Origin of the sequence: Variovorax sp. PBL-H6 (genome assembly GCF_901827155.1) — a bacterium.
Taxonomy (GTDB): domain Bacteria; phylum Pseudomonadota; class Gammaproteobacteria; order Burkholderiales; family Burkholderiaceae_C; genus Variovorax.
Genome location: NZ_LR594659.1, coordinates 991,788 through 1,014,670, shown reverse-complemented (window position 1 = coordinate 1,014,670; position 22,883 = coordinate 991,788). Strand labels below are relative to the sequence as shown.

The window sequence follows — 22,883 nt, the reverse complement described above, 5'->3', positions numbered from 1 at the left end:
GGCGGGGAGCGAAGTCAGAAGCGCGGCATGCCGCCCCCGCCTCCGCCCATGCCAGGCAGCCCCTTCATGCCGCCCATGCGCTTCATCATCTTCATCAAACCGCCGCCCTTCATCTTCTTCATCATCTGCTGCATCTGCTCGAACTCGTTGAGCAGCCGGTTCACCTCTTGAACCTGCACCCCCGCCCCGGCCGCGATGCGCCGCTTGCGGGTGGCCTTCAGCAGCTCCGGCTTGCGCCGCTCCAGCGGCGTCATGCTGTTGATGATGCCCTCCTTGCGCCGGATGTCGCGCTCCGCGCGGTTCATGTCGGCATCGGTGGCCTTGGCGGCCAGCTGCTGCGGCAGCTTGTCCATGATGCTGGACAGCCCGCCCATCTGCTTCATTTGCTGCAGCTGGCCGAGGAAGTCGTTCAGGTCGAAGCCCGCGCCGCTCTTGACCTTGGCAGCCAGCTTCTGTGCCGCGGCGACGTCGACGCCGGCCGTGACCTGCTCGACGAGCGCCACGATGTCGCCCATGCCGAGGATGCGACCGGCATGGCGCTCGGCGTCGAATACCTCCAGGCCGTCGATCTTTTCGCTGACACCCGCGAACTTGATCGGCACACCCGTCACCTGCCGCACCGACAGCGCGGCGCCGCCTCGCGAGTCGCCGTCGGTCTTGGTGAGAACGATGCCGGTCAGCGGCAGCGCCTCCTTGAAGGCCTTGGCGGTATTGATCGCATCCTGTCCCTGCATCGCGTCGACCACGAACAGCGTCTCGACAGGGTTCAGCGCCGCGTGCAGTTGCTGGATCTCGTTCATCAACACCTCGTCGATGGCGAGGCGTCCGGCCGTGTCGACCAGCAGCACATCGAAGAAATGGCGCCGGGCGTGATCGAGCGCCGCGCGGGCGATGTCGAGCGGCTTCTGGTCGGGCGTGCTCGGGAACCACTCGGCCCCGGCCTGTTTCGTGACGGTCTTGAGCTGCTCGATGGCCGCCGGCCGATACACGTCGCCCGAGACGGTGAGCACTTTCTTCTTGCGCTTCTCGATCAGGTGCTTGGCCAGCTTGGCCGTGGTGGTGGTCTTGCCGGCGCCCTGCAGGCCGGCCATCAGGATCACGGCGGGCGGTTGCGCCACCAGGTTGATGTCTGCCACGCCTTCGCCCATGGTCGCGGCGAGCTCGCGGTTGACGATGCCCACGAGCGCCTGGCCGGGCTTGAGCGAGCCCAGCACCTCCTGGCCCATCGCCTTGTCCTTGACGCGGGCCACGAAGTCGCGCACCACTGGGAGTGCGACGTCGGCCTCCAGCAGGGCCATGCGCACCTCGCGCAGCATGTCCTGCACATTGGCTTCGGTGATGCGGGCCTGTCCGCTGACCTGCTTGACGAGGCGTGAGAATTTTTCGGTGAGGGCGCTGGCCATGGTGTTTCCCGCGGGCGGGATCGGTAGGTGGGGAGCGGGGGCGTCCTCGCGAAGGACCACGCAAAGGCGAGACGCTAAACTCCGACCGATGATTTTAGCGATCCCCTCTCCACTCGGCGTGGCGCTGGGCATCGCCACCGCCGCCGCCTACGGCGCCACTGCCGCAGCCTCTTCCTTGCTCGGGCGGCCTTCCACGCAATGGATGCTCGGCCTGGCCTGGGTGCTGCACGCCTGCGTGCTCGCCTGGTCGCTGGTCGGCGGCGACCCGCGCTTCGGCTTCGCACCGGCGCTGTCGGTGACCGGGTGGCTGGTGATGACCGTCTACGCGATCGAAAGCCGCCTCTATCCGCAACTCAAGGTTCGGCGCGTGCTCGCGGTGCTGGGCGCGGCGGCCGTGCTGCTCGCGATGATCTTTCCGGGTACGCCACTGCACGTCTCGGCCTCGCCCTGGCTGCCCTTGCACCTGGCGCTGGGCATCGCCTCGTACGGACTGTTCGGCGCGGCGGTCATCCACGCCTGGCTCATGACGCGCGCCGAGAAGCAGATCCGGCTGGCCACCGAACCGCAGGCGGGCGTGCCCCTGCTCACCATGGAGCGGCTGACCTTTCGCTTCGTGACCGCCGGCTTCGTGCTGCTGTCGGCCACCCTGCTCGCCGGGCTGCTGTTCAGCGAGCAGCTATACGGCGCCAATGCGCGAGGCTGGAAATGGGACCACAAGACCGTGTTCTCGGTGCTTGCCTGGATCAGCTTCGCGGTGCTGCTGATCGGGCGGGCACGCTTCGGCTGGCGTGGCCGCACCGCGCGACGCGTGCTCTATGCCGGCGCCGCCCTGCTGCTGCTGGCCTATGTGGGGTCGCGCTTCGTGCTCGAGGTGGTACTGGGGCGCGCAGCGACATGAAATACCTGCTGGTCCTCGCGATCATCCTGGTGGCGGTATGGCTCTGGCGCAAGGGGCGGCGCGAAGAGCTGCAGTCGCGCACGCCGCCGCGCCCTCCTGCGCCTCCACCGGACAGCATCGGGCCTCCGCAAGCCATGCTGCGCTGCGCGCATTGCGGGCTGCACCTGCCGGCCAGCGACGCGCTGCGCGGTGCCGATGGCACGGCGTACTGCAGCGCGGCGCATCGCAGGGCGGCAACGCACTGATCGGGGCTCCATCCATGAGCCGCACGGCCGCTCCGAAGGCGAATAGCACCGCAGCCCAAGGCGAAGGTGCAGTGAGCTGCCGGGCCGCTCCGAAGGCCACCGGCAGCGCAGCCCGCAAGACGGAAGTTGCCCGATGAGCACTTTCCTCTGGTCGCGCGCAGAGACCAGGACCGACTGGACGCCGCTCGACCAGGCGCCCGGCCGCGAAAGCTCGGCCCTGCTGCGCTTGTGGCGCGGCTTCGTGACCGCGCGCAGCTGCGTCGCCGTCGTGCTGCTGCTACTCCAGGCCCTCGTGCTGGCGCTAGGACAGGCCGTGCAGCCGATCGTCGTTGCGCTGACGGGCGGCTATGTGGTCGCCACTCTGCTGGTCGCGCGCTATGCGCACTTCCAGCCGCCGGTGCGGCGCTTCGGCACGGCCTGGCTGTCGACGATCGGCGTCGACCTGGTGGTCTTCAGCGCACTGCAGCTGCTGCAGGTGGGCAGCATCAACTACACGCCGCTGTTCGCCCTGCCGGTGCTGATGGGCGCCGTGTTGGGCAGCGGAGCCGTCGGCCTGGGCACCACGGCCATCGTCACCCTGCTGCTGCTGGCGCATGCCGGCTGGTACTGGCTGCAGCAGCAGGCAGAACCTTCGGCGCGCTTCGTGCAGGCCGCGCTGACCGGCACCGGCCTGTTCGTGGTGGCGCTGCTGGCGCACGAGCTGGCGCGGCGCCTGATGCGCGAGGAGGCATTGGCGCATCGCAACCGGGGCACGGCGCAGATGCATGCCCTGGTGAACGACCTCGTGATCGAAACGCTCAGCGAAGGCGTGCTCGTGATCGACGCCAAGGGCCAGGTGCACGCAGCCAACCCCGCGGCCGACGCGATCCTCGGGCAGGGACTGGCCCAACTCGAGCTGCCCTTCACGCTGGGCACGCAGCCGGCCTGGATGCCACTGGCCGCGATTGCGCGCAATACCTTCGCGCGGCGCTCACCGCAGTCGCGCGAGATCCCGATCGCGCAGGCCCAAGGCGCGCCGCGCGAGGTGCGGGTGCGCACCCGGCTCACGCGCGCGGCCGATCGCGGTATCGAGAGCCTGTGCGTGATGTTCCTGCAGGATCTGCGCGAGCTCGAGGCACGCATTCGCACCGAAAAGCTCGCGGCCATGGGGCGCATGTCGGCCGCGGTCGCGCACGAGATCCGCAACCCACTTGCCGCCATCACCCAGGCCAGCGCGCTGCTGGGCGAGGACCTGGTCGATCCGGGTCATCGGCGGCTGACGACCATGGTCCAGCAGAACGCACAGCGCCTGTCGCGCATCGTCGACGACGTGCTCGACGTCGCGCGGGCTCGTCAACAGCGCGTGCTGCCGCTGGGGGAGCAGCTGGTGCTCGATCCGACAGTGCGCACGCTGGCCGAGGAGTGGGTGCGGCAAACGCAGCGCCAGGGCGTGTTGCTGGTCCTCGAGGCGCCCGGCAGCGTGGTGCGCTTCGACATCGAGCACTTGCGGCGCATCCTGGTGAACCTGCTCGACAACGCGGCGCGCTACGCCGGCGCGCGCGACGGCTCGATCCAGGTGGCGACGCGGCTGAACGCTGCCGGTCGCGCCAGCCTTCAGGTGTGGAGCGATGGTGCGCCGCTCGAGCCCGCGGTGCAGCGCCATCTGTTCGAGCCCTTCTTTTCGTCCGAGAGCCGCTCCAGCGGCCTCGGCCTCTATCTGTGCCGCGAGCTGTGCGAGCGCCATGGCGCCACCATCGGCTACGAGCGCCGCGCCCTGCCTGCAGGCGGGCCGGAGGGAAATGAATTCGCCGTCGTCTTCATGCCAGGCGAAGTCGGGCTGACACAATAGCGCCGTGAGCAGCCCCAATCCGCCCGCGCCGCGCCCCGCCCAGATCCTGGTCGTCGACGACGAGCCCGACCTGCGCACGCTCTACGAGCTCACGCTGCTGCGCGAGGGCTACCGCGTCGAGGCGGCAGGCAGCGTGTCGGAAGCACGCGAACACCTGGACGCGGGCCGCTTCGATGCCGTGATCACCGACATGCGCCTGCCCGACGGGCTGGGCATGGAGATCCTGCAGCGCATCCAGCAGGAGCAGCGCAGCGAGCGCTGCGTGGTGATGACCGCCTACGGCTCGGCAGAGAACGCGGTCGAGGCCCTGAAGGCGGGCGCCTTCGACTACCTGACCAAGCCGGTGGACCTGAAGCAGTTCCGTACCGTCGTGGCTTCGGCGGTACAGGCGCGGGGCGCGCCCGCGCGGCCAGTGCGCCAGGCAGAGGGCAACGGCACCAAGCTGGCAGCGACCATCGGCAACGTCGGCACGGCGGCGCTCGAAAGGCTGGTCGGCAACTCCGAGCCGATGCGTCAGGTCAAGTCCCGCATTGCCAAGGTCGCGCGCGGCATGGCCCCGGTGCTCGTACGCGGCGAGTCCGGCACCGGCAAGGAGTTGGCGGCGCGGGCGGTGCATGCGTGCAGCCAGCGCAGCGATGGCCCCTTCGTCGCGGTCAACTGCGGTGCCATTCCCGAGAACCTGCTCGAGGCCGAATTCTTCGGCGCCAGAAAAGGCTCCTATACCGGTTCCTCGCAGGACCGCGACGGCTATTTCCAGGCCGCCCGCGGCGGCACGCTCTTCCTCGACGAGATCGGCGACCTGCCGCTTGCGATGCAGTCCAAGCTGCTGCGCGCGATCCAGGAACGCAGCGTGCGGCCGATCGGCTCGACGCAGGAAGACGCCGTCGACGTGCGCATCGTGAGCGCCACGCACAAGGACCTGCAGGCCGAGGTGCAGGCCGGCCGCTTCCGCCAGGACCTTTTCTATCGTCTCAACGTGATCGAGATCGCGGTGCCGGCGCTGCGCGAGCGCCGCGAGGACCTGCCGGCGCTCTGCGAGGCGCTGCTGGCCCGGATAGCGCGCGACGCCGGCATGCCGATCCCGGCACTGTCGCCCGACGTGCTGCACCGGCTGTCGCAGCACCCGCTCAACGGCAATGTGCGCGAGCTCGAAAACTTGCTGCACCGGGCCGTCGCCCTGAGCGACGGCGATGTGCTGCACATCGATGTCTCCAGCGGCGCTGCGCTGTTGGAGCCGGCGAGCACGCCGCCCGCGACTGTGGTGCAGGCACCGGCCGAACAATCGCCGGCCGCGCCGCTTGCGTCGAAGCCCGCCTCGGTCCCGAGCGACCTGCAAAGCTATCTGGATCAGCAGGAACGCGAGATCCTCGTGCGCGCGCTGCAGGACAGCGGGTTCAACCGCACCGCAGCCGCGGCGCGACTGGGCCTCAGCCTGCGGCAGATCCGCTATCGCATTGCGCGCCTCGGCATTGCGACGCCCGGTGGCGACGACAACAATGGCAGCGGCACCGACGACTGACGCGCCCGGCAACGAGCTCTGGCAGGACGGCTGGTACCGATTCGCCCGATCGTTGCGCTCGCCCAACTTCGGCCCGCGCCCACCAGGCGCGCAGATCGACCTGATCGTGCTGCACTCCATCAGCCTCCCGCCCGGGCGCTATGGCGGCGACGAGGTGCAGCGGCTCTTCACGAACCAGCTGGACTGGAATGCGCATCCCTATTTCGACAGCATCCGCGGCCTCGAGGTCTCGGCCCATTTCTACGTGCGCCGCAACGGCGAGCTCTGGCAGTTCGTGAGCTGCGACGAGCGCGCCTGGCATGCCGGACCCTCGTTCTGGCGCGGCCGCGCCAACTGCAACGACGATTCGATCGGCATCGAGCTCGAGGGCCAGGAGGGCGAGCGCTTCGAGCTCGCGCAATACGAAACGCTTGCCAGTCTTTGTCCCGCCATCGCGCAGCGCTACGCCATCGCCTTCGTCGCGGGCCATGAACACATTGCGCCAAACCGCAAGGCGGACCCGGGCGGTGGCTTCGACTGGCTGCTTCTGCAACAGCAGCTGGGCTGGCAACGCGCGATGTTCCCCGACACGGTCATGGCGCGCTGAATTTTTTCAATCTTCACCTCGGCCCTGATGCGCCGGCGCCACGTGACGCGATCTGCGCCTTCGATCGCAGCTGCTCAGCAACCATGCGCCTTCCAGGCCCAAATGCGTGCGCAGGGCGCATGGGGAGTGGCACGCGCTAAGGTCGTTCAGTAACGATGCGGGATAACTCCCCATCCAGCCCGTTTTCGGGTGAATGCATGCCATTGAACTACAAGGAAAACACTACATCTAGTGGGTTGTAGCCCTCTGAGACCCCAGATATAGTGTGCCCTGCCCCGTGCCTTCATCCAAGCCACCGGCCACACGCGGCACGGCCGCCCCAACAAGAATTGCCCAACAGAGGACCGAATGCAAACTGCCCAGAACCATCCCGCCACGCCCCGCGCCGTTTCCTCGACGCCGCAACAAGCCCGTGACAAGGCCGGCTCGCCCGCCGGGAATGCGCTCGCCAACTATCAGATCATCCGCCGCAACGGCGCGGTCGTTCCCTTCGAGCCCAACAAGATCGCCATCGCGATGATGAAGGCCTTCCTCGCCGTGCACGGCACGCAGGGCGCCGCATCCGCCAGCGTGCGCGAGACAGTCGATACCCTGACCCAGGGCGTGGTGCGTGCCATGCTTCGCTCGCGCCCCGGCGGCGGCACCTTCCACATCGAGGATGTGCAAGACCAGGTCGAGCTGGGCCTGATGCGCGGCGGCCACCACGAGATCGCCCGCGCCTATGTGCTGTACCGCGAGCGTCGCGCGCAGGAGCGCTCGAAGCAGGGCGAGCAGGAGGCCCCTATCGCCGTCTCCACGCTGCATGTGCTCGACCGCGGGGAGCGGGTTGCGCTCGACCTCAACGAGCTCAAGGGACTGATCGCGTCCGCCTGTGCCGGCCTGGGCGAGAGCATCACCGACGGGCCGATCGTGGCCGAGACCATGCGCAACCTCTACGACGGCGTGCCGCTCGACGAGGTCTACAAGGCTTCCATCCTCGCCGCCCGCACCCTGATCGAGAAAGACCCTGACTACACCTTTGCGACCGCGCGCCTGCTGCTGCACACGATCTTCAAGGAAGTGATCGGCCGCGAAGTGCCGGCAGCCGAGCGCGCTCAGGCCTACGCCGACTACTTCCCGCAGTTCATCAAGAAAGGCGTCGACAACGAGCTGCTCGACGAACGGCTGCAGCAGTACGACCTGGCCCGCCTGGGCGCCGCGCTCAAGCCCCAGCGCGATCTGCAGTTCGACTACCTCGGCCTGCAAACCCTCTACGACCGCTACTTCCTGCACGTGCGCAAGACCCGCATCGAGCTGCCGCAGGCTTTCTTCATGCGCGTGGCGATGGGCCTCGCGCTGAACGAGATCGACCGCGAGGCGCGCGCGATCGAGTTCTACGAAGTGCTGTCCTCCTTCGACTTCATGTCCAGCACGCCCACGCTGTTCAACAGCGGCACGCTGCGCTCGCAGCTCTCGAGCTGCTACCTGACCACGGTGCCCGACGACCTGGACGGCATCTACGAGTCCATCAAGGAAAACGCCCTGCTCTCCAAGTTCGCAGGCGGCCTGGGCAACGACTGGACCCGCGTGCGCGCGCTGGGCAGCCACATCAAGGGCACCAACGGCGAATCGCAAGGCGTGGTTCCCTTCCTCAAGGTCGTGAACGATACCGCCGTCGCGGTCAACCAGGGCGGCAAGCGCAAGGGCGCGGTCTGCACCTACCTGGAAACATGGCACCTCGACATCGAGGAGTTCCTGGAGCTGCGCAAGAACACGGGCGACGACCGCCGCCGCACGCACGACATGAACACGGCGAACTGGATTCCTGACCTGTTCATGCGCCGCGTGATGGAAAAGGGCAGCTGGACGCTGTTCTCGCCCTCCAACGTGCCCGACCTGCACGACAAGTTCGGCGCCGACTTCGAGGCTGCCTACGTGGCCTATGAAGAGAAGGCCGCTCGCGGCGAGATCAAGCCCAGTCGCACGGTCCAGGCCACGGATCTCTGGCGCAAGATGCTCACGATGCTGTTCGAAACCGGCCATCCCTGGATCACCTTCAAGGACGCCTGCAACGTGCGCTCGCCCCAGCAGCATGCGGGCGTGGTCCACTCGTCCAATCTCTGCACCGAGATCACGCTCAACACCAGCGACACCGAAACGGCCGTCTGCAACCTGGGCTCGGTGAACCTGCTGCAGCACCTGAAGGACGGCAAGGTCGACCAGGAAAAGCTGCAACGCACGGTCGCGACCGCGATGCGCATGCTCGACAACGTGATCGACATCAACTACTACGCGGTCAAGAAGGCGCGCGACTCCAACCTGCGCCACCGCCCGGTCGGCCTGGGCCTGATGGGCTTCCAGGACGCCCTGTACGAGCTGCGCATCCCCTACGCCTCGCAGGAGGCAGTGCAGTTCGCCGACGAATCGATGGAAGCGATCTGCTACCACGCCTACTGGGCTTCGACGGAGCTGGCGCGCGAGCGCGGCCGTTATTCCAGCTACAAGGGATCGCTGTGGGACAAGGGCGTGCTGCCGCCCGACACGCTGGACCTGCTCGAGAAGGCGCGCGGCGGCTACGTCGAGGTCGACCGCTCGTCCACGCTGGACTGGGACGCGCTGCGCCAGAAGATCAAGGCCGACGGCATGCGCAATTCCAACTGCGTCGCCATCGCGCCGACCGCCACCATCTCCAACATCATCGGCGTGGACGCCTCGATCGAGCCCTGCTTCGGCAATCTCTCGGTCAAGTCCAACCTCTCCGGCGAGTTCACCGTGATCAACCACTACCTCGTGCGCGATCTCAAGCGCCTGGGCCTTTGGGACGACGTGATGGTGATGGACCTCAAGCACTTCGACGGCTCACTGCGCCCGATCGATCGCGTGCCGCAGGACGTGAAGTCGCTCTACGCGACCGCTTTCGAGGTCGAGACCACCTGGCTGGTCGAGGCCGCCGCGCGCCGTCAGAAGTGGATTGACCAGGCGCAATCGCTGAACATCTACATGGCCGGCGCCTCGGGCAAGAAGCTCGACGATACCTACAAGCTCGCGTGGCTGCGCGGCTTGAAGACCACCTATTACCTGCGCACGCAGAGCGCCACGCACGCCGAGAAGTCGACGGTGCAATCAGGTCGCCTCAATGCGGTGTCCTCGGGCTCGATGGATGCGCCTTCATCGGGCATGAGCGCGCTCGAAGCAGCCGCGGCGGCTGCGCAAGCGCAGCTCAGCGCAATGCCCGCGACCGACATCGCCTTCTGCGGCGTTGACGATCCGACGTGCGAAGCATGCCAGTGATGTCGGCGTGAAGGCGCATCGATTCGCGGCATCGCCCGACAAATGACGATGCATGCGAACAACATAACGGCAACATAAACAGAGCGCGATGTGAAGAGCACTTTGCAACTCACATCGTTGCTCACATAATTTGAGCATTGGATTTTTCTATGTTGACCTGGGACGAAGAAGTCAAGCCCTCCTTGCCAAAGGATCTGCAACAAGGCATGCGGCAACCATCGAGCAGCGACGCGCAAGCCAGCCGCTCGCTGGAGCATCCGACTTCGCAAACAGCGCCCTCACTCGCTCCCATCGCGCGCACGCTTGATGACGGCGCCGTCACGCGCGCACCGCAGCAGACCGCGCCCGCGATGCCGGCCGCACGCCGCGTCAAGGCGGCGGACAAGCGCATCATCAACGGCCAGACGGACGTGAACCAGCTGGTGCCGTTCAAGTACAAGTGGGCGTGGGAGAAGTACCTCGCCACCTGCGCCAACCACTGGATGCCGCAGGAAGTGAACATGACGCGCGACATCGCGCTCTGGAAAGACCCGAACGGCTTGAGCGAGGACGAGCGCCGCATCGTCAAACGCAACCTCGGCTTCTTCGTGACAGCCGACTCGCTGGCCGCCAACAACATCGTGTTGGGCACCTACCGCCACATCACGGCGCCCGAATGCCGCCAGTTCCTGCTGCGCCAAGCCTTCGAGGAGGCGATCCACACGCACGCCTACCAGTACATCGTCGAGTCGCTGGGCCTGGACGAGAGCGAGATCTTCAACGCCTACAACGAGGTGCCGTCGATCCGCGAGAAGGACCAGTTCCTGATCCCGTTCATCGACGCCATCAGCGATCCGAACTTCCACACCGGCACGCACGAGAACGACCAGACGCTGCTCAAGTCGCTGATCGTCTTCGCCTGCCTGATGGAAGGCCTGTTCTTCTATGTCGGCTTCACGCAGATCCTCGCGCTGGGCCGCCAGAACAAGATGACCGGTGCTGCCGAGCAGTACCAGTACATCCTGCGCGACGAGTCGATGCACTGCAATTTCGGCATCGACCTGATCAACCAGCTGAAGCTCGAGAACCCCAACCTCTGGACCGCAGAGTTCAAGGCGGAAATCAAGGCCCTCTTCCTGAAGGCCGTGGAGCTCGAGTACCGCTACGCCGAAGACACCATGCCTCGCGGCGTGCTCGGCATGAATGCCTCCATGTTCAAGGGCTACCTGCGCTACATCGCCAACCGGCGCGCACAGCAGATCGGCCTCGAAACGCTCTTCCCGAACGAGGAAAACCCCTTCCCGTGGATGAGCGAGATGATTGACCTGAAGAAGGAGCGCAATTTCTTCGAGACCCGGGTGATCGAGTATCAGTCGGGTGGTGCGCTTTCCTGGGATTGAATTGTTCCGACAACAAAAATGCATCAAGAATAGCCATCACCGCCGACATGCACCGGAGAGTGCAGCGGCGGTGAAGGCGCAGGTGTTCATTGCGCTGGAGCTCGATCCAACGCCATGAATCGCTTCACGTTGACCAACATGCGTGGAGTGCTTCAAAGGTTGATTTTTTCAACTTGATCAAGGAGAAAAGAGAAATGGCAACTGCAAAGAAAGCGCCGGCTAAGAAAGCCGCTGCAAAGAAGGCTCCGGCCAAGAAGGTCGCTGCTGCAAAGAAGGCACCGGCCAAGAAGGTCGCAGCGAAGAAGGCTCCTGCCAAGAAGGTAGCGGCCAAGAAGGCGCCGGCCAAGAAGGTCGCAGCGAAGAAGGCTCCCGCCAAGAAGGTAGCGGCGAAGAAGGCGCCGGCCAAGAAGGCAGCAGCGAAGAAGGCTCCCGCCAAGAAGGCAGCAGCCAAGAAGGCGCCGGCCAAGAAGGCAGCAGCGAAGAAGGCTCCCGCGAAAAAGGCGCCGGCGAAGAAGGCAGCGGCCAAGAAGCCTGCCGCCAAGAAAGCAGCGAAGAAGCCTGCTGCCAAGAAGGCCGCGAAAGCGCCCGCCGCTGCTGCTGCGCCTGCGCCTGCAGCGCAAACGACGCTGAACCCCCAGGCAGCCTGGCCGTTCCCGACGGCCAGCAAGCCCTGAGTCGCTCAGCAGCCTCGAAGGCGAAAGCCCGGCACTTCGGTGCCGGGCTTTTTTTGTTTCAGCGTGGGGCTCAGAGGCCCAGCGCCTGGCGATCCACCTGGTAGTTCTGCGGGCCGCGCTGTGCGATCTTGAGTGCGCCGAGGCGATTGCCCAGTGCCGCGCAGCGCGAGAGCGGCCAGCCCTGCTCCAGGCCATACAGCAGCGCGCCGCGCCAGGCGTCACCGCAACCCGTGGGCTCGATCACGGCGGTGGGCTTGACGGCCGGCACATGCTCGCGCTCGCCCCGGGTCCACACCTCGCAGCCCTCCGCGGCGAGGGTGACAACCAGGCCCTTCACCCGTTCGGAGATCTCAGCGAAACTCCAGCCCGTACGCTGCGAGAGCATTTTCCCTTCGTAATCGTTGACGACCACCCAACTCGCCAACTCCACAAAATGCCGCAGCGCCTCACCGTCGAACATCGGCAGGCCCTGCCCCGGGTCGAAGACGAAGGGGATGTTGGCAGCCTTGAACTGTTCTGCATGCTGCAGCATGGCCTCGCGTCCGTCGGGCGCCACGATGCCCAGCCGAATATCGTCCCGCCCCGTCACCTTGGTGATGTGGGCCTGCTGCATGGCCCCCGGATGAAAGGCCGTGATCTGGTTGTTGTCACGGTCATTCATGATCATCGCCTGCGCGGTGAAGCTGTGCTCCACCTGCCGCACGAACTCCGTGCTGATGCCGAGCGAACGCAGCCGCTCCACATAGTCGCCGCCATCGCTGCCAACCGTTGCCATCGGCAACGCCCTTCCGCCCAGCGCGTTGAGGCTGTAAGCGATGTTGCCGGCGCAGCCTCCGAAATCGCGCCGCAGGCCAGGAACCAGGAAGGACACGTTGAGGATGTGCAGTTGATCAGGAAGGATCTGATCGGCGAACCGTCCCTCGAAAGTCATGATCGTGTCGAACGCGAGAGAACCGCAAATCACTGCTGCCATGGATGGACCACTGGTTGATTGAAAGACAAGAGAAGAAGAGAGACCATCTTCAGGGATAGAAGGCCAGCAGGTGAAAGCCTGCGACCGGCGGCAGCGCCGCCGCCTCGGGTCCTGTGAGCGCGAGCGGCAGCGAGGCTGCGCGCTCGGCGCGCCCCGGCAGCACGGACGGCGCACCGAACTCCGCGGGCATGAGCACGCGCCGCACCACCGCCCGCTCCTGGGTGTCGAGCAGGGACAGCTCGATGGCCGGCATCGCGAGCGGCAGTGGCGCGCCGTTGCGCAAGGTGAAGTTCAGCCGAAAGGCGTCGCCGCTCTTCTCGCGCGCGAAGGAGGCACCATCGATCGTGATGTCGGCGATCTGCTTCGGCGCCGAGAGTTCGCAGCCCGTCAGCCCACACAAGGCCGCGAGCGCAGGTCGCAGCGAAGGCTGCCGCGCCGCGAGCAGGTCGCGCTCTTGATGCAGCACCTGCAGGACCAGGAGGATTGCCGCGAAAACGGCCACACCCACCAAGGCGCGACGCACACTCGTGCGCTGCCAAAATGCCGCGCCCCCGGCGGCGGCCGCAGCAAAGTAGGGCAGGCGCCGCGGATGGTCGAGCAGGGGCTCGGGCTCGCTGGCCGCCAGCACCACGGGCGCCGACTCGCGCGCAGCGCGCTCTTCGCCCCGTGCCTTCGCGCGTGCGATCTTGGCGGATTTGGCGCGCGCGCGGCGCAAGGCTTTCTGCAGTTGCACACTCGCCGCGTCCTCCTCGGCGGTGCTTGCAGGCACGGCCTTCGCCTCGAGCGGCTCCGGCGTTGCCGAACGCGCCTCGCGGCCGATGGGCGGCTCGGGCAGGTTCAGGTCGATATTCGGGAAGGGCGGAAAGGAAGGGTACGGCGGCACCACATGCGAGCTTGCTTCGACCGTGGGCGCTGGTGTCTCGGGCCAAGGTTCGTCGGCCACGACGCCTGTGAAGTACTGAGAATCGGATTTCTGCAGTGGTGCCTCCTCCTCTCGAGCAGGCATGGCCGACGCCGCTGCAAGTGCAGGTGCAGGTGCAGGTGCAGGTGCCGGTGCTGGAGGCGGCGCGCTTTCCGCTGTGTCGTCGAGCGCCGGTGGCATCTTCGACGCAACGGCCGCGTCGGGTGTCTCGTGCAGCTCGAGCGTTGCATCGAAGACTTCACTGCAGCGACCGCAGCGCACCCAGCCCTCGGAAATGCGAAGCTGATCCCTCACCACCTTGAAGGTGGTGCCGCAGGCAGGGCAGCGGGTGACCAGGCTCATGAGGCGCCGATTGTATTGGGGCGCGCCCCAACGCCGGCGAACTCAGAGGCTGGCGGTCATCAGTATCCAGCCATCTTCGGCGTCGCTCACTTCGAGCGCGGCATAGGGCGCATAGGCCAGCTTCAGCTCATCGGCCTGGCGCTCGAGAATGCCGGCGAGCACCAGGGCGCCGCCGCACGCCACGTGATCGCACAGGAGCGGCGCCAGTACCTTGAGCGGGGTGGCGAGGATGTTCGCGAGCACGATGTCGTAACGACCCCGCGCGAGCTCGCTCAGGCCGGCCTTCAGCTGCACGCCGTTGGCCTCGGCATTGAGGCGAGTCGCGTCGACCGCGGCCTCGTCGATGTCCACGGCGTCGATCTCGGCAGCGCCGAACTTGGCCGCGCCGATCGCGAGGATGCCGGAGCCGCAGCCGTAGTCCAGCACGCGCTTGCCGTCCACCTCGGCTCGTGACGCAATCCAGCGCAGGCACATGCGCGTGGTCGGGTGCGTGCCGGTGCCGAAGGCCAGCCCCGGGTCCAGCCGGATCACCTGCCGCGCTCCCGCCGGCGGATCGTGCCAGGTGGGCACGATCCAGAACTCAGGCGTGATCTCGACCGGCGTGAACTGCGATTGCGTGAGCCGCACCCAGTCCTGTTCGGGCACGTCGACCAGGCCCAGCAGTTGGCAGCCGTCGAAGAAGTCCTGCGCCGCCAGCACCTTGGCCGCCTCGCGCGCCTGCGCTTCATCGGCAAAGAGAGCGATCACGCGTGAGCGCAGCCAGCCCTCCTTCGGCGGCGGCATGCCCGGCTCGCCGAAGAGCGCCTGCTCGGCATCGGTCTGGGCATCCGCGTCTTCGACCGAGACGCTCAGCGCGTCCAACGCCTCGAGCGCTTCGCTCAGCGTCTCGACATGGTCTTCCGGGACGAGCAGGCGAAGTTCGAACATGGGGTGGCGCTGCTCAACGCTTGTGGGCCGCGAGCCATTCTTCGAGGTAGTGGATGTTGGTGCCGCCGCTCATGAACTTGGCGTCGACCATCAGCTCCCGGTGCAGCGGGATGTTGGTCTGGATGCCCTCCACCACCGTCTCGTTCAGCGCCGTGCGCATGCGCGCCAGCGCCTGTTCGCGGGTGTCGCCGTGCACGATGATCTTGCCGATCATCGAGTCATAGTTCGGGGGCACGAAGTAGTTCGTGTAGACGTGGGAATCCACCCGCACCCCCGGGCCGCCCGGCGGATGCCACATGGTGATGCGACCCGGCGAAGGCGTGAACTTGTACGGGTCCTCGGCGTTGATGCGGCACTCGATGGCATGGCCCCGCATCTCGATCTGCCGCTGCGTGAAGGGCAGCCGCTCGCCGGCAGCGACCATGATCTGTGTCTTCACGATATCGATGCCGGTGGTGAACTCGGTGACCGGATGCTCGACCTGCACGCGCGTGTTCATCTCGATGAAGTAGAACTCGCCGTTCTCGTAGAGGAACTCGAAGGTACCGGCGCCGCGATAGCCGATCTTCTTGCAGGCCAGGGCGCACCGCTCGCCGATCTTCTCGAGCAGCTTGCGCGGAATGCCCGGCGCCGGCGATTCTTCGATGACCTTCTGGTGGCGCCGCTGCATCGAGCAGTCGCGCTCGCCTAGATAGACGGCGTTCTTGTGCTTGTCGGCCAGCACCTGGATCTCGATGTGGCGCGGGTTCTGGAGGAACTTCTCCATGTAGACCGAGGGATTGTTGAAGGCCGCAGCGGCCTCGGCCTTGGTCATCTGGATCGCGTTGACCAGCGCCGCCTCGGTATGCACCACGCGCATGCCGCGCCCGCCCCCGCCGCCCGAGGCCTTGATGATGACGGGGTAGCCGATGGCGCGCGCTATGCGCTTGTTGATGGCGGCGTCATCGGACAACTCGCCCTCCGAGCCGGGAACGCAGGGCACGCCGGCCTTGATCATCGTCTGCTTGGCCGACACCTTGTCGCCCATGATGCGGATCGACTCCGGCGTCGGGCCGATGAACTGGAAGCCGCTCTGCTCGACGCGCTCGGCGAAGTTGGCGTTCTCGCTCAGGAATCCGTAGCCCGGGTGGATGGCCTCGGAATCCGTCACCTCGGCAGCCGAGATGATCGCAGGCATGTTCAGATAGCTCTGGGAAGAAGGCGCGGGGCCGATGCAGACTGCTTCTTCGGCCAGCTTCACATACTTGGCTTCGCGATCGGCCTCGGAATAAACCATCACTGCCTTGATGCCCAGTTCACTGCAGGCGCGCTGAACGCGCAGGGCAATCTCTCCGCGATTAGCGACCAGAATCTTCTTGAACATGGTCACTCGATGATGAACAGCGGCTGGCCATATTCGACCGCCTGACCGTTTTCGCCGAGGATCTGTGTGACAGTGCCGGACTTGTCGGCCTCGATTTCGTTGAGGATCTTCATCGCTTCGATGATGCAGACCGTGTCGCCTTCCTTCACCTGACTGCCGACTTCGACGAAGGCCGGCGCGCCCGGACTGGAAGAGCGATAGAAGGTGCCGACCATGGGCGACTTGACCACGTGGCCGGTAGGCGCAGCCTCCGGGACGGCCGCCGCCGGCGCGGCCGCAGCAATGGCGCCCGCGGGTGCGGCGCCAGCCACTGGCGAAGCCAGAGGAGCCGGGACCGCTTGTACGTATTGGATCGGCGCCGCCGCTCCAGCCTTCACGATTCGGACCTTGCCTTCGGTCTCAGTGATTTCCAGTTCGGAAATATTCGATTCGGACACCAGGTCGATCAGTGTCTTCAGCTTGCGCAGATCCATGGGACTCCAACGCCGGGATTCCGGCCATGAGGACATAACTCACGAGAAAATCGGGCTATTTCGGCGTTCAGCCGCCAAAGCGCTCGATTCGGGAGAGCGATTCTAGCTTTGAACTATGCCCGTCGCCACGCCTGCAGGTCAGCCGGCTCGATCTTGCCGATCTTACGCGCCGCAATTGCGCCTCCGGCGTCCACCACCAAGCTGAAGGGCAGGCCGCCGGCCGTGTTTCCCAGATTCTTGACAAGTTCGGTGCCCTGCAGGCCAGCCAAACCGATCGAGTAGCTGACTGGCGTCTTGGCGAGAAACTTGCGGACGGCGCTGGGCTGATCGATCGCGAGGCCAACCACTTGCCAGCTGTTCGAAGCATTTTCGCGGAAGAACGCGTCGATCATCGGCATTTCTTCAACGCACGGCGGACACCAGGTTGCCCAGAAATTGATCAGAAGAGGCTTGCCTCGAAACTGCTCCAGGACGATCTCGCCGCCTTCAGGCCGCTCGAAGCGCTGGGTCCAGAAACCGGCATCCAGCGGCTCGCCACCGCCAGTGGCGCGCCGGTGCCATACCGCGCCGCCGATGCCGGCGATCGCCGCCAGGGTGGCAACGCCTCCGAAGAGCCAGCCGCGGCGCGTGGGCGTCGAATTCATCCGCTTTCCTTCTCGATGAGCCTCCGCAAGGCAGCCATATTGCCCCTGGGTACGCGCCCCTGCGCGTCGGGCTTGAGAGCGCCCCGCAGGTCGTCGAGGTCATAGATCAGCAGATGGACCCCGATCTCCTCGCCGAGCGCGCGGCTGGCCACATGGACGCTTAGCGCCTCCACCTGCTCGCCATGAAAGCCTGTGACCATGCGCGGCTCGTAGTCGACATGGTGGTCGATCAGCGTGATCTCCGCGGACTTCGAGTCGTCGCAGAACAGCTGGATATAGATGTCCGAGAGCCGCGTCGCCGTGCCGTGCCACACGGCGCCGCCGATGTGCGGCCGGTACTGCGCCATGTGCTCCATCCATTCGAGCGCCAGCATGCGCAATGCATACAGCTCCTTCGGCTGCGTGTCGGCGCAGTAGAGCCGTATGTAGTCCCTCACTTCGGCCTCGACATCGTCGTTGTGGGGCAGCGCGGTGCGCGCAGGCAGGCCCAGGTCGCGCAGCGCGCGGCGTTTGGCCGGGCCGTACTCCAGCCCCTCCTCGACGATGAGGCGGGCGGCTGCGGCGGCTATTTCCTGCTTGGGCACGTCCATCGACCCATTTTGCACAAAGGAGGGCGCCTACAGAAGAGCCGCCTTCGGGTGGTCCCTAGAATCGGCCGATGCACATTCACATCCTCGGCATCTGCGGCACCTTCATGGGAGGTCTGGCAGCGCTGGCGCGCGAGGCCGGCCACCGGGTGACCGGCTGCGATGCCGGCGTCTATCCGCCGATGAGCGACCAGCTGCGCGCCCTCGGCATCGAGCTGATCGAAGGCTACGGCGCCGATCAGATGGCGCTGGCGCCGGATGTCTTCGTCGTCGGAAATGTGGTGTCGCGGCTCCGGCTTGCCGACGGGACGCCCAAGTTCCCGCTGATGGAAGCGATCCTGGACGCTGGCGCGCGCTACACCAGCGGCCCTCAATGGCTGGCGGCAGAGGTGCTGCAGGGCCGGCATGTGCTGGCCGTTGCCGGCACGCACGGCAAGACCACCACGACCTCCATGCTCGCCTGGATCCTCGAGCGCGCCGGCCATTCACCGGGCTTCCTGGTGGGCGGCGTGCCGCTGGACTTCGGTGTCTCGGCCCGGCTGGGCAGCAACACGCAAAAGCTTTTCGTGATCGAGGCCGACGAGTACGACACCGCATTCTTCGACAAGCGCAGCAAATTCGTTCACTACCGGCCGCGCACCGCGATCCTCAACAACCTCGAGTTCGACCACGCCGACATCTTCGATGACCTGGCTGCGATCGAACGGCAGTTCCACCACCTGGTGCGCACGGTACCGGCCAGCGGCCGCGTGGTCGTCAACGCGACGGAAGACAGCCTGCAGCGCGTGCTGGCCCAAGGCTGCTGGAGCGAGCTGGCCCGCTTCGGCCCCAGCGGCGAATGGCAGGCGCGGGGGACTCACGACGCCTTCGATGTCCTTCGGCAAGGCGAGAAGGTCGGGCGCGTCGAGTGGGCGCTTTCGGGGCTGCACAACCAGATGAACGGGCTGGCCGCGATCGCCGCGGCCGAGCATGTGGGCGTGGCGCCGGCCGAGGCAGCCGCGGCGCTGGCGGGCTTTCGCAACGTGCGCCGACGCATGGAGGTGCGAGGCACGGTGGATCGGCCGGGCGGGCCGATCACCGTGTACGACGATTTCGCCCACCACCCGACCGCCATCCGCACCACGCTCGAGGGCCTTCGCAACAAGCTGGACGCCGGCGGGCATCGCGGCGAGCGGATCCTGGCCGCGTTCGAGCCGCGCAGCAACACCATGAAGCTGGGCACCATGGCCGCCCAGCTGCCGTGGAGCCTGGAGCAGGCCGATCTCGCCTTTTGTCACAGCGGCGGCCTCGAATGGGACGCAGCGGCCGAGCTCGTGCCGATGGGCGCACGCGCTCGCGTTGCCGGCACCCTCGAGCCGCTGATCGCGCAGATCGTGGCTGCCGCGCAACCGGGCGACCATATCGTCTGCATGAGCAACGGCGGTTTCGGCGGCGTGCACGAGAAGCTCCTTTCGGCCCTGCGCGCGGCAGAATGAGCGGATGCGCGCACAGGAACTGATCGACACCCTGAAGTTGGCGCCCCATCCCGAGGGCGGCTGGTACCGCGAGGTGTTCCGCTCTGCGGCGCAGGTCTCGCCGGCTGACGGGCGCACGCCGCGACAGGCGCTCACCACCATTTATTTCCTGCTCGAGGCGCAGCAGCATTCACGCTGGCACCGCGTGCTCTCCGACGAGGTCTGGGTCCATCTCGAGGGGGCACCGCTGGCGCTGTGGACCAGCGACGCGGCCTTGCGAACGCCGCCGGCGCACATACGGCTCGGCCCGGTCGACGTGCATGGAACCCATCCGCAGCACACGGTCACGGCCGGCCGCTGGCAGGCGGCGAAGCCGCTGGTGTCGCCGGGAAGCGCCGACTACACCCTGGTCAATTGCACCGTGGGACCTGGCTTCGATTTCAACGACTTTTCCTTCATGCAGCCCGACGGCGACGAGGCGGCGCTTCTGCGGCACCACTGGCCTGCGCTCACCGAGCTGATCTGAATCGGCGAACAGGCCTTTTTCTTCAACCCCGGCGTGCCTTGACTGCCTCCGACAGCAGCGTCAGCACCTGCGCCGAATCGTCCCAGCCCAGGCAGGCGTCGGTGATGCTCTTGCCGTATTCGAGATTGGCGACGCTGTCCTTGCCGGCGCTGAACTTCTGGGCACCGGCGTTCAGATGGCTCTCGACCATCAGGCCGAAGATGCTGCGTCCCCCATGCGCGATCTGTCCCGCGATGTCCTGGGCCACCTCGATCTGCTTCTGGTGCTGCTTGCTGCTGTTGGCATGGCTGCAGTCCACCATCAGTGTCGGCGGCAGCCTGGCGGCCTCCAGGTCCTTGCAGGCGGCAGCCACGCTCGTGGCATCGTAGTTGGGCGTCTTGCCGCCGCGCAGGATGACGTGGCAGTCCTTGTTGCCGTTGGTCTGCACGATCGCAACCTGGCCGTTCTTGTGCACCGAGAGGAAATGATGGCCGCGCGCCGCAGCCTGGATCGCATCGGTGGCGATGCGGATGTTGCCGTCCGTGCCATTCTTGAAGCCGATGGGCGCCGACAGCCCCGAAGCGAGTTCGCGGTGCACCTGGCTCTCCGTGGTCCGCGCGCCGATGGCGCCCCAGGAAATCAGGTCGCCGATGTACTGGGGCGAGATCACGTCGAGGAACTCGCTGCCGGCCGGCAGGCCGAGCCGGTTGATCTCGATCAGCAATTGGCGCGCGATGCGCAGCCCTTCGTCGATGCGGAAGCTCTCGTCGAGGTAGGGGTCGTTGATCAGCCCCTTCCAGCCCACCGTGGTGCGCGGCTTCTCGAAGTAGACCCGCATCACGATCTCCAGCGTGCCGGCGTACTTGTCGCGCTCCGCCTTCAGGCGCCGGGCATATTCGAGCGCGGCATCGGGATCGTGGATCGAACAGGGACCCATCACCACCAGCAGCCGGTCGTCCTTGCCGCTCATGATGTTGTGAATGGACCGGCGGGTGCCGGTGATCAGCGTCTCGACGGGCGTGCCGCGGATCGGGAAGAAACGGATCAGGTGTTCGGGAGGGGGCAGCACGGTGATGTCCTTGATGCGTTCGTCGTCGGTTCGGCTGGTTTTCTCGACGCTCGCATGCCAGTTCTCGGTCGCGGGGACGGTGCTCGTGCTCATGGTTCGTTCCTTCAAGGGATGGAAATCATCGGGGCATAAAAAAACCGCCGGGGCTCGAGGCGCCGGCGGTTCTGGGAGGGGTGTTCAGTGTGCTTTACGCGCTCGCCTCTCGTCCGCCGGAGTCCGGGAACCAAAAGTACGAAAAGAAAAACACGGCGCGCGAAGACATAGGGGCGGAATGTAGCACAGGAAAACGAAGCGGCCGTTGCGCAAATGCCTCAGGCCGTGCCGCCGACGGTCAGGCCGTCGATGCGCAGGGTGGGCTGCCCAACGCCCACCGGCACGCTCTGGCCTTCCTTGCCGCAGGTGCCCACGCCGGAATCGAGCGCCATGTCGTTGCCGATCATGGTGACGCGCGTCAGTGCGTCCGGACCGTTGCCCACCAGGGTCGCGCCTTTCACCGGATACTGGATCTTGCCGTTTTCCACCCAGTAGGCCTCGCTGGCCGAGAACACGAACTTGCCGCTCGTGATGTCGACCTGGCCGCCGCCGAAGTTGGTGGCGTAGAGCCCTTTCTTGATGCTGGCGACGATCTCTTCTGGCACCTTGTTGCCGCCAAGCATGTAGGTGTTGGTCATGCGCGGCATCGGCACGTGGGCATAGCTCTCGCGGCGGCCGTTGCCGGTGGGTTTGACCTTCATCAGGCGCGCATTGAGCGAGTCCTGGATGTAGCCCTTGAGGATGCCGTCCTCGATCAGCACGTTGCGCTGTGTGGCGTTGCCCTCGTCGTCGACGTTGAGCGAGCCGCGGCGATCGGCGATGGTGCCGTCGTCCAGCACGTGCACGCCCTTGGCGGCCACGCGTTCGCCGATACGCCCGGAGAAGGCGCTCGAACCCTTGCGGTTGAAGTCACCCTCCAGCCCGTGGCCGATCGCCTCGTGCAGCAGGATGCCGGGCCAGCCCGGACCGAGCACCACGGTCATCTCGCCCGCGGGTGCCGGACGCGAATCCAGATTGGTGAGCGCCTGCTGGACCGCCTGGTCGACGAACTCGGCAATGCGCGCCTCGTCGAAGTAGGCAAGGCCGAAGCGCCCGCCCCCGCCGCCCGAACCGACCTCGCGGCGGCCGTTCTGCTCGGCGATCACCGTGACCGAGAGACGCACCAGCGGCCGCACGTCGGCCGCCAGGGTTCCGTCGGCCCGAGCCACCAGCACCACGTCGTACTCGCTCGCCAGGCCTGCCATCACCTGGGCGACGCGCGGATCGCGCGAGCGCGCGAGCTTCTCGACCTTGCCCAGCAGTTCGACCTTGGCGGCGCTGTCGAGCGTCGAGATCGGATCCACCCCGCCGTACAGCGAACGGCTGGTCGCGACCTTGCGCGTCGGCGCCTTCACACGGCCGTTGCGTCCGGCGGCGGAAATGGTGCGCACGGTGCGCGCCGCGTCGAGCAGCGAAGCCTCGGAAATGTCGTCGGAATAGGCGAAGGCCGTCTTCTCGCCGCTGACGGCGCGCACGCCTACGCCCTGGTCGATGCTGAAGCTGCCGGTCTTGACGATCCCCTCCTCCAGGCTCCAGCCTTCGCTGCGGGTGTACTGGAAGTAGAGGTCGGCGTCGTCCACCTTGTGGGCCGTGATCTCGGCCAGGGCGCGCAACAGATGCGATTCGTCCAGGCCGAAGGGCGTGAGCAGGAGCTGCTGCGCCGTGGCGAGGCGCTCGAGGGTGGGTTCGCGGGAGATCATCGAGGGATTCTAGGCTCGCCCCCTGGATGGTGCTCGGAATCCGTGAATGC

General features: G+C 66.4%; 20 protein-coding genes. 10 read left to right on the top strand and 10 right to left on the bottom strand.

Annotation, left to right across the window (positions count from 1 at the left end; all coding sequences use genetic code 11):
* Positions 1-14 precede the first annotated feature (14 nt).
* Complete coding sequence (gene ffh, locus G3W89_RS04915; RefSeq protein ID WP_162573046.1) at positions 15-1,403, bottom strand: signal recognition particle protein; 1,389 nt, start codon at positions 1,401-1,403, stop codon at positions 15-17.
* Between the two features lie 88 nt (positions 1,404-1,491).
* Here ffh and G3W89_RS04910 point away from each other — a divergent pair, with 88 nt between their 5' ends.
* From G3W89_RS04910 to G3W89_RS04875, 8 genes are all read left to right on the top strand, one after another.
* On the top strand, positions 1,492-2,301 hold the full coding sequence (locus tag G3W89_RS04910; RefSeq protein WP_162573045.1) for a cytochrome C assembly family protein: 810 nt from the start codon (positions 1,492-1,494) through the stop codon (positions 2,299-2,301).
* Entirely contained in the window at positions 2,298-2,546 is a 249-nt protein-coding gene (locus G3W89_RS04905; RefSeq protein ID WP_162573044.1) for a PP0621 family protein, read from the top strand. Before G3W89_RS04910 ends, G3W89_RS04905 begins: the two co-directional genes overlap by 4 nt.
* A 133-nt stretch (positions 2,547-2,679) precedes the next feature.
* Entirely contained in the window at positions 2,680-4,374 is a 1,695-nt protein-coding gene (locus G3W89_RS04900) for a two-component system sensor histidine kinase NtrB (RefSeq protein WP_162573043.1), read from the top strand.
* Between the two features lie 4 nt (positions 4,375-4,378).
* Positions 4,379-5,893 carry a sigma-54-dependent transcriptional regulator gene (locus G3W89_RS04895; protein WP_162573042.1) on the top strand — a complete coding sequence of 505 codons (1,515 nt, stop codon included), beginning with the start codon at positions 4,379-4,381 and terminating at the stop codon, positions 5,891-5,893.
* Positions 5,871-6,479, top strand: coding sequence for a 1,6-anhydro-N-acetylmuramyl-L-alanine amidase AmpD (gene ampD, locus G3W89_RS04890; RefSeq protein ID WP_162573041.1), 609 nt, complete (start codon positions 5,871-5,873; stop codon positions 6,477-6,479). The genes G3W89_RS04895 and ampD overlap by 23 nt, the downstream gene beginning before the upstream one ends.
* A gap of 348 nt (positions 6,480-6,827) precedes the next feature.
* Positions 6,828-9,749, top strand: a complete 2,922-nt coding sequence (locus G3W89_RS04885) for a ribonucleoside-diphosphate reductase subunit alpha (protein ID WP_162573040.1) — start codon at positions 6,828-6,830, stop codon at positions 9,747-9,749.
* Between the two features lie 149 nt (positions 9,750-9,898).
* Positions 9,899-11,128, top strand: a complete 1,230-nt coding sequence (locus G3W89_RS04880; protein ID WP_162573039.1) for a ribonucleotide-diphosphate reductase subunit beta — start codon at positions 9,899-9,901, stop codon at positions 11,126-11,128.
* Positions 11,129-11,322: 194 nt separating this feature from the next.
* The gene (locus tag G3W89_RS04875; protein WP_162573038.1) at positions 11,323-11,802 is read left to right on the top strand and encodes a histone H1-like DNA-binding protein; all 480 of its coding nucleotides are present in this window, start codon (positions 11,323-11,325) and stop codon (positions 11,800-11,802) included.
* 70 nt (positions 11,803-11,872) lie between these two features.
* Here G3W89_RS04875 and G3W89_RS04870 read toward each other — a convergent pair whose 3' ends face one another.
* From G3W89_RS04870 to G3W89_RS04840, 7 genes are all read right to left on the bottom strand, one after another.
* Entirely contained in the window at positions 11,873-12,775 is a 903-nt protein-coding gene (locus G3W89_RS04870; RefSeq protein ID WP_162573037.1) for a carbohydrate kinase family protein, read from the bottom strand.
* Positions 12,776-12,824: 49 nt separating this feature from the next.
* Positions 12,825-14,039 (bottom strand): DUF3426 domain-containing protein, encoded by a 1,215-nt coding sequence (locus G3W89_RS04865; protein WP_162573036.1) that lies wholly within the window; start codon positions 14,037-14,039, stop codon positions 12,825-12,827.
* A 42-nt stretch (positions 14,040-14,081) separates the two neighbouring features.
* Positions 14,082-14,966 (bottom strand): 50S ribosomal protein L11 methyltransferase, encoded by an 885-nt coding sequence (prmA, locus tag G3W89_RS04860; protein ID WP_162573035.1) that lies wholly within the window; start codon positions 14,964-14,966, stop codon positions 14,082-14,084.
* A 13-nt stretch (positions 14,967-14,979) separates the two neighbouring features.
* A complete protein-coding gene (gene accC / locus G3W89_RS04855) occupies positions 14,980-16,329 on the bottom strand; it encodes an acetyl-CoA carboxylase biotin carboxylase subunit (RefSeq protein WP_162573034.1) in 1,350 nt (449 codons plus the stop codon).
* 2 nt (positions 16,330-16,331) lie between these two features.
* Positions 16,332-16,802, bottom strand: coding sequence for an acetyl-CoA carboxylase biotin carboxyl carrier protein (gene accB, locus G3W89_RS04850; protein WP_162573033.1), 471 nt, complete (start codon positions 16,800-16,802; stop codon positions 16,332-16,334).
* A gap of 113 nt (positions 16,803-16,915) precedes the next feature.
* Positions 16,916-17,446 carry a TlpA family protein disulfide reductase gene (locus G3W89_RS04845; RefSeq protein ID WP_162573032.1) on the bottom strand — a complete coding sequence of 177 codons (531 nt, stop codon included), beginning with the start codon at positions 17,444-17,446 and terminating at the stop codon, positions 16,916-16,918.
* A complete protein-coding gene (locus G3W89_RS04840) occupies positions 17,443-18,036 on the bottom strand; it encodes a hypothetical protein (RefSeq protein ID WP_162573031.1) in 594 nt (197 codons plus the stop codon). Before G3W89_RS04840 ends, G3W89_RS04845 begins: the two co-directional genes overlap by 4 nt.
* Positions 18,037-18,104: 68 nt before the next feature.
* Here G3W89_RS04840 and mpl point away from each other — a divergent pair, with 68 nt between their 5' ends.
* Together mpl and G3W89_RS04830 are read left to right on the top strand one after the other, a co-directional pair.
* Positions 18,105-19,508: a UDP-N-acetylmuramate:L-alanyl-gamma-D-glutamyl-meso-diaminopimelate ligase gene (gene mpl, locus G3W89_RS04835; RefSeq protein WP_162573030.1), complete on the top strand. Its 1,404-nt coding sequence runs from the start codon at positions 18,105-18,107 to the stop codon at positions 19,506-19,508.
* Positions 19,509-19,512: 4 nt separating this feature from the next.
* Entirely contained in the window at positions 19,513-20,013 is a 501-nt protein-coding gene (locus G3W89_RS04830) for a cupin domain-containing protein (RefSeq protein WP_162573029.1), read from the top strand.
* 22 nt (positions 20,014-20,035) lie between these two features.
* Here G3W89_RS04830 and G3W89_RS04825 read toward each other — a convergent pair whose 3' ends face one another.
* Both G3W89_RS04825 and tldD read right to left on the bottom strand, forming a co-directional pair.
* Positions 20,036-21,154 (bottom strand): 3-deoxy-7-phosphoheptulonate synthase, encoded by a 1,119-nt coding sequence (locus G3W89_RS04825; RefSeq protein WP_162573028.1) that lies wholly within the window; start codon positions 21,152-21,154, stop codon positions 20,036-20,038.
* A 218-nt stretch (positions 21,155-21,372) separates the two neighbouring features.
* A complete protein-coding gene (gene tldD / locus G3W89_RS04820; protein WP_162573027.1) occupies positions 21,373-22,833 on the bottom strand; it encodes a metalloprotease TldD in 1,461 nt (486 codons plus the stop codon).
* Between the last annotated feature and the right edge of the window lie 50 nt (positions 22,834-22,883).

Coding starts and splice junctions, on each gene's coding strand:
- G3W89_RS04865 (WP_162573036.1), bottom strand. CDS start 14,039: ATGAGCCTGGTCACCCGCTGCCCTGCCTGCGGCACCACCTTCAAGGTG.
- ffh (WP_162573046.1), bottom strand. CDS start 1,403: ATGGCCAGCGCCCTCACCGAAAAATTCTCACGCCTCGTCAAGCAGGTC.
- G3W89_RS04900 (WP_162573043.1), top strand. CDS start 2,680: ATGAGCACTTTCCTCTGGTCGCGCGCAGAGACCAGGACCGACTGGACG.
- G3W89_RS04905 (WP_162573044.1), top strand. CDS start 2,298: ATGAAATACCTGCTGGTCCTCGCGATCATCCTGGTGGCGGTATGGCTC.
- ampD (WP_162573041.1), top strand. CDS start 5,871: ATGGCAGCGGCACCGACGACTGACGCGCCCGGCAACGAGCTCTGGCAG.
- G3W89_RS04830 (WP_162573029.1), top strand. CDS start 19,513: ATGCGCGCACAGGAACTGATCGACACCCTGAAGTTGGCGCCCCATCCC.
- accC (WP_162573034.1), bottom strand. CDS start 16,329: ATGTTCAAGAAGATTCTGGTCGCTAATCGCGGAGAGATTGCCCTGCGC.
- G3W89_RS04845 (WP_162573032.1), bottom strand. CDS start 17,446: ATGAATTCGACGCCCACGCGCCGCGGCTGGCTCTTCGGAGGCGTTGCC.
- tldD (WP_162573027.1), bottom strand. CDS start 22,833: ATGATCTCCCGCGAACCCACCCTCGAGCGCCTCGCCACGGCGCAGCAG.
- G3W89_RS04870 (WP_162573037.1), bottom strand. CDS start 12,775: ATGGCAGCAGTGATTTGCGGTTCTCTCGCGTTCGACACGATCATGACT.
- G3W89_RS04885 (WP_162573040.1), top strand. CDS start 6,828: ATGCAAACTGCCCAGAACCATCCCGCCACGCCCCGCGCCGTTTCCTCG.
- G3W89_RS04910 (WP_162573045.1), top strand. CDS start 1,492: ATGATTTTAGCGATCCCCTCTCCACTCGGCGTGGCGCTGGGCATCGCC.
- G3W89_RS04880 (WP_162573039.1), top strand. CDS start 9,899: ATGTTGACCTGGGACGAAGAAGTCAAGCCCTCCTTGCCAAAGGATCTG.
- G3W89_RS04840 (WP_162573031.1), bottom strand. CDS start 18,036: ATGGACGTGCCCAAGCAGGAAATAGCCGCCGCAGCCGCCCGCCTCATC.
- G3W89_RS04825 (WP_162573028.1), bottom strand. CDS start 21,154: ATGAGCACGAGCACCGTCCCCGCGACCGAGAACTGGCATGCGAGCGTC.
- prmA (WP_162573035.1), bottom strand. CDS start 14,966: ATGTTCGAACTTCGCCTGCTCGTCCCGGAAGACCATGTCGAGACGCTG.
- G3W89_RS04875 (WP_162573038.1), top strand. CDS start 11,323: ATGGCAACTGCAAAGAAAGCGCCGGCTAAGAAAGCCGCTGCAAAGAAG.
- accB (WP_162573033.1), bottom strand. CDS start 16,802: ATGGATCTGCGCAAGCTGAAGACACTGATCGACCTGGTGTCCGAATCG.
- mpl (WP_162573030.1), top strand. CDS start 18,105: ATGCACATTCACATCCTCGGCATCTGCGGCACCTTCATGGGAGGTCTG.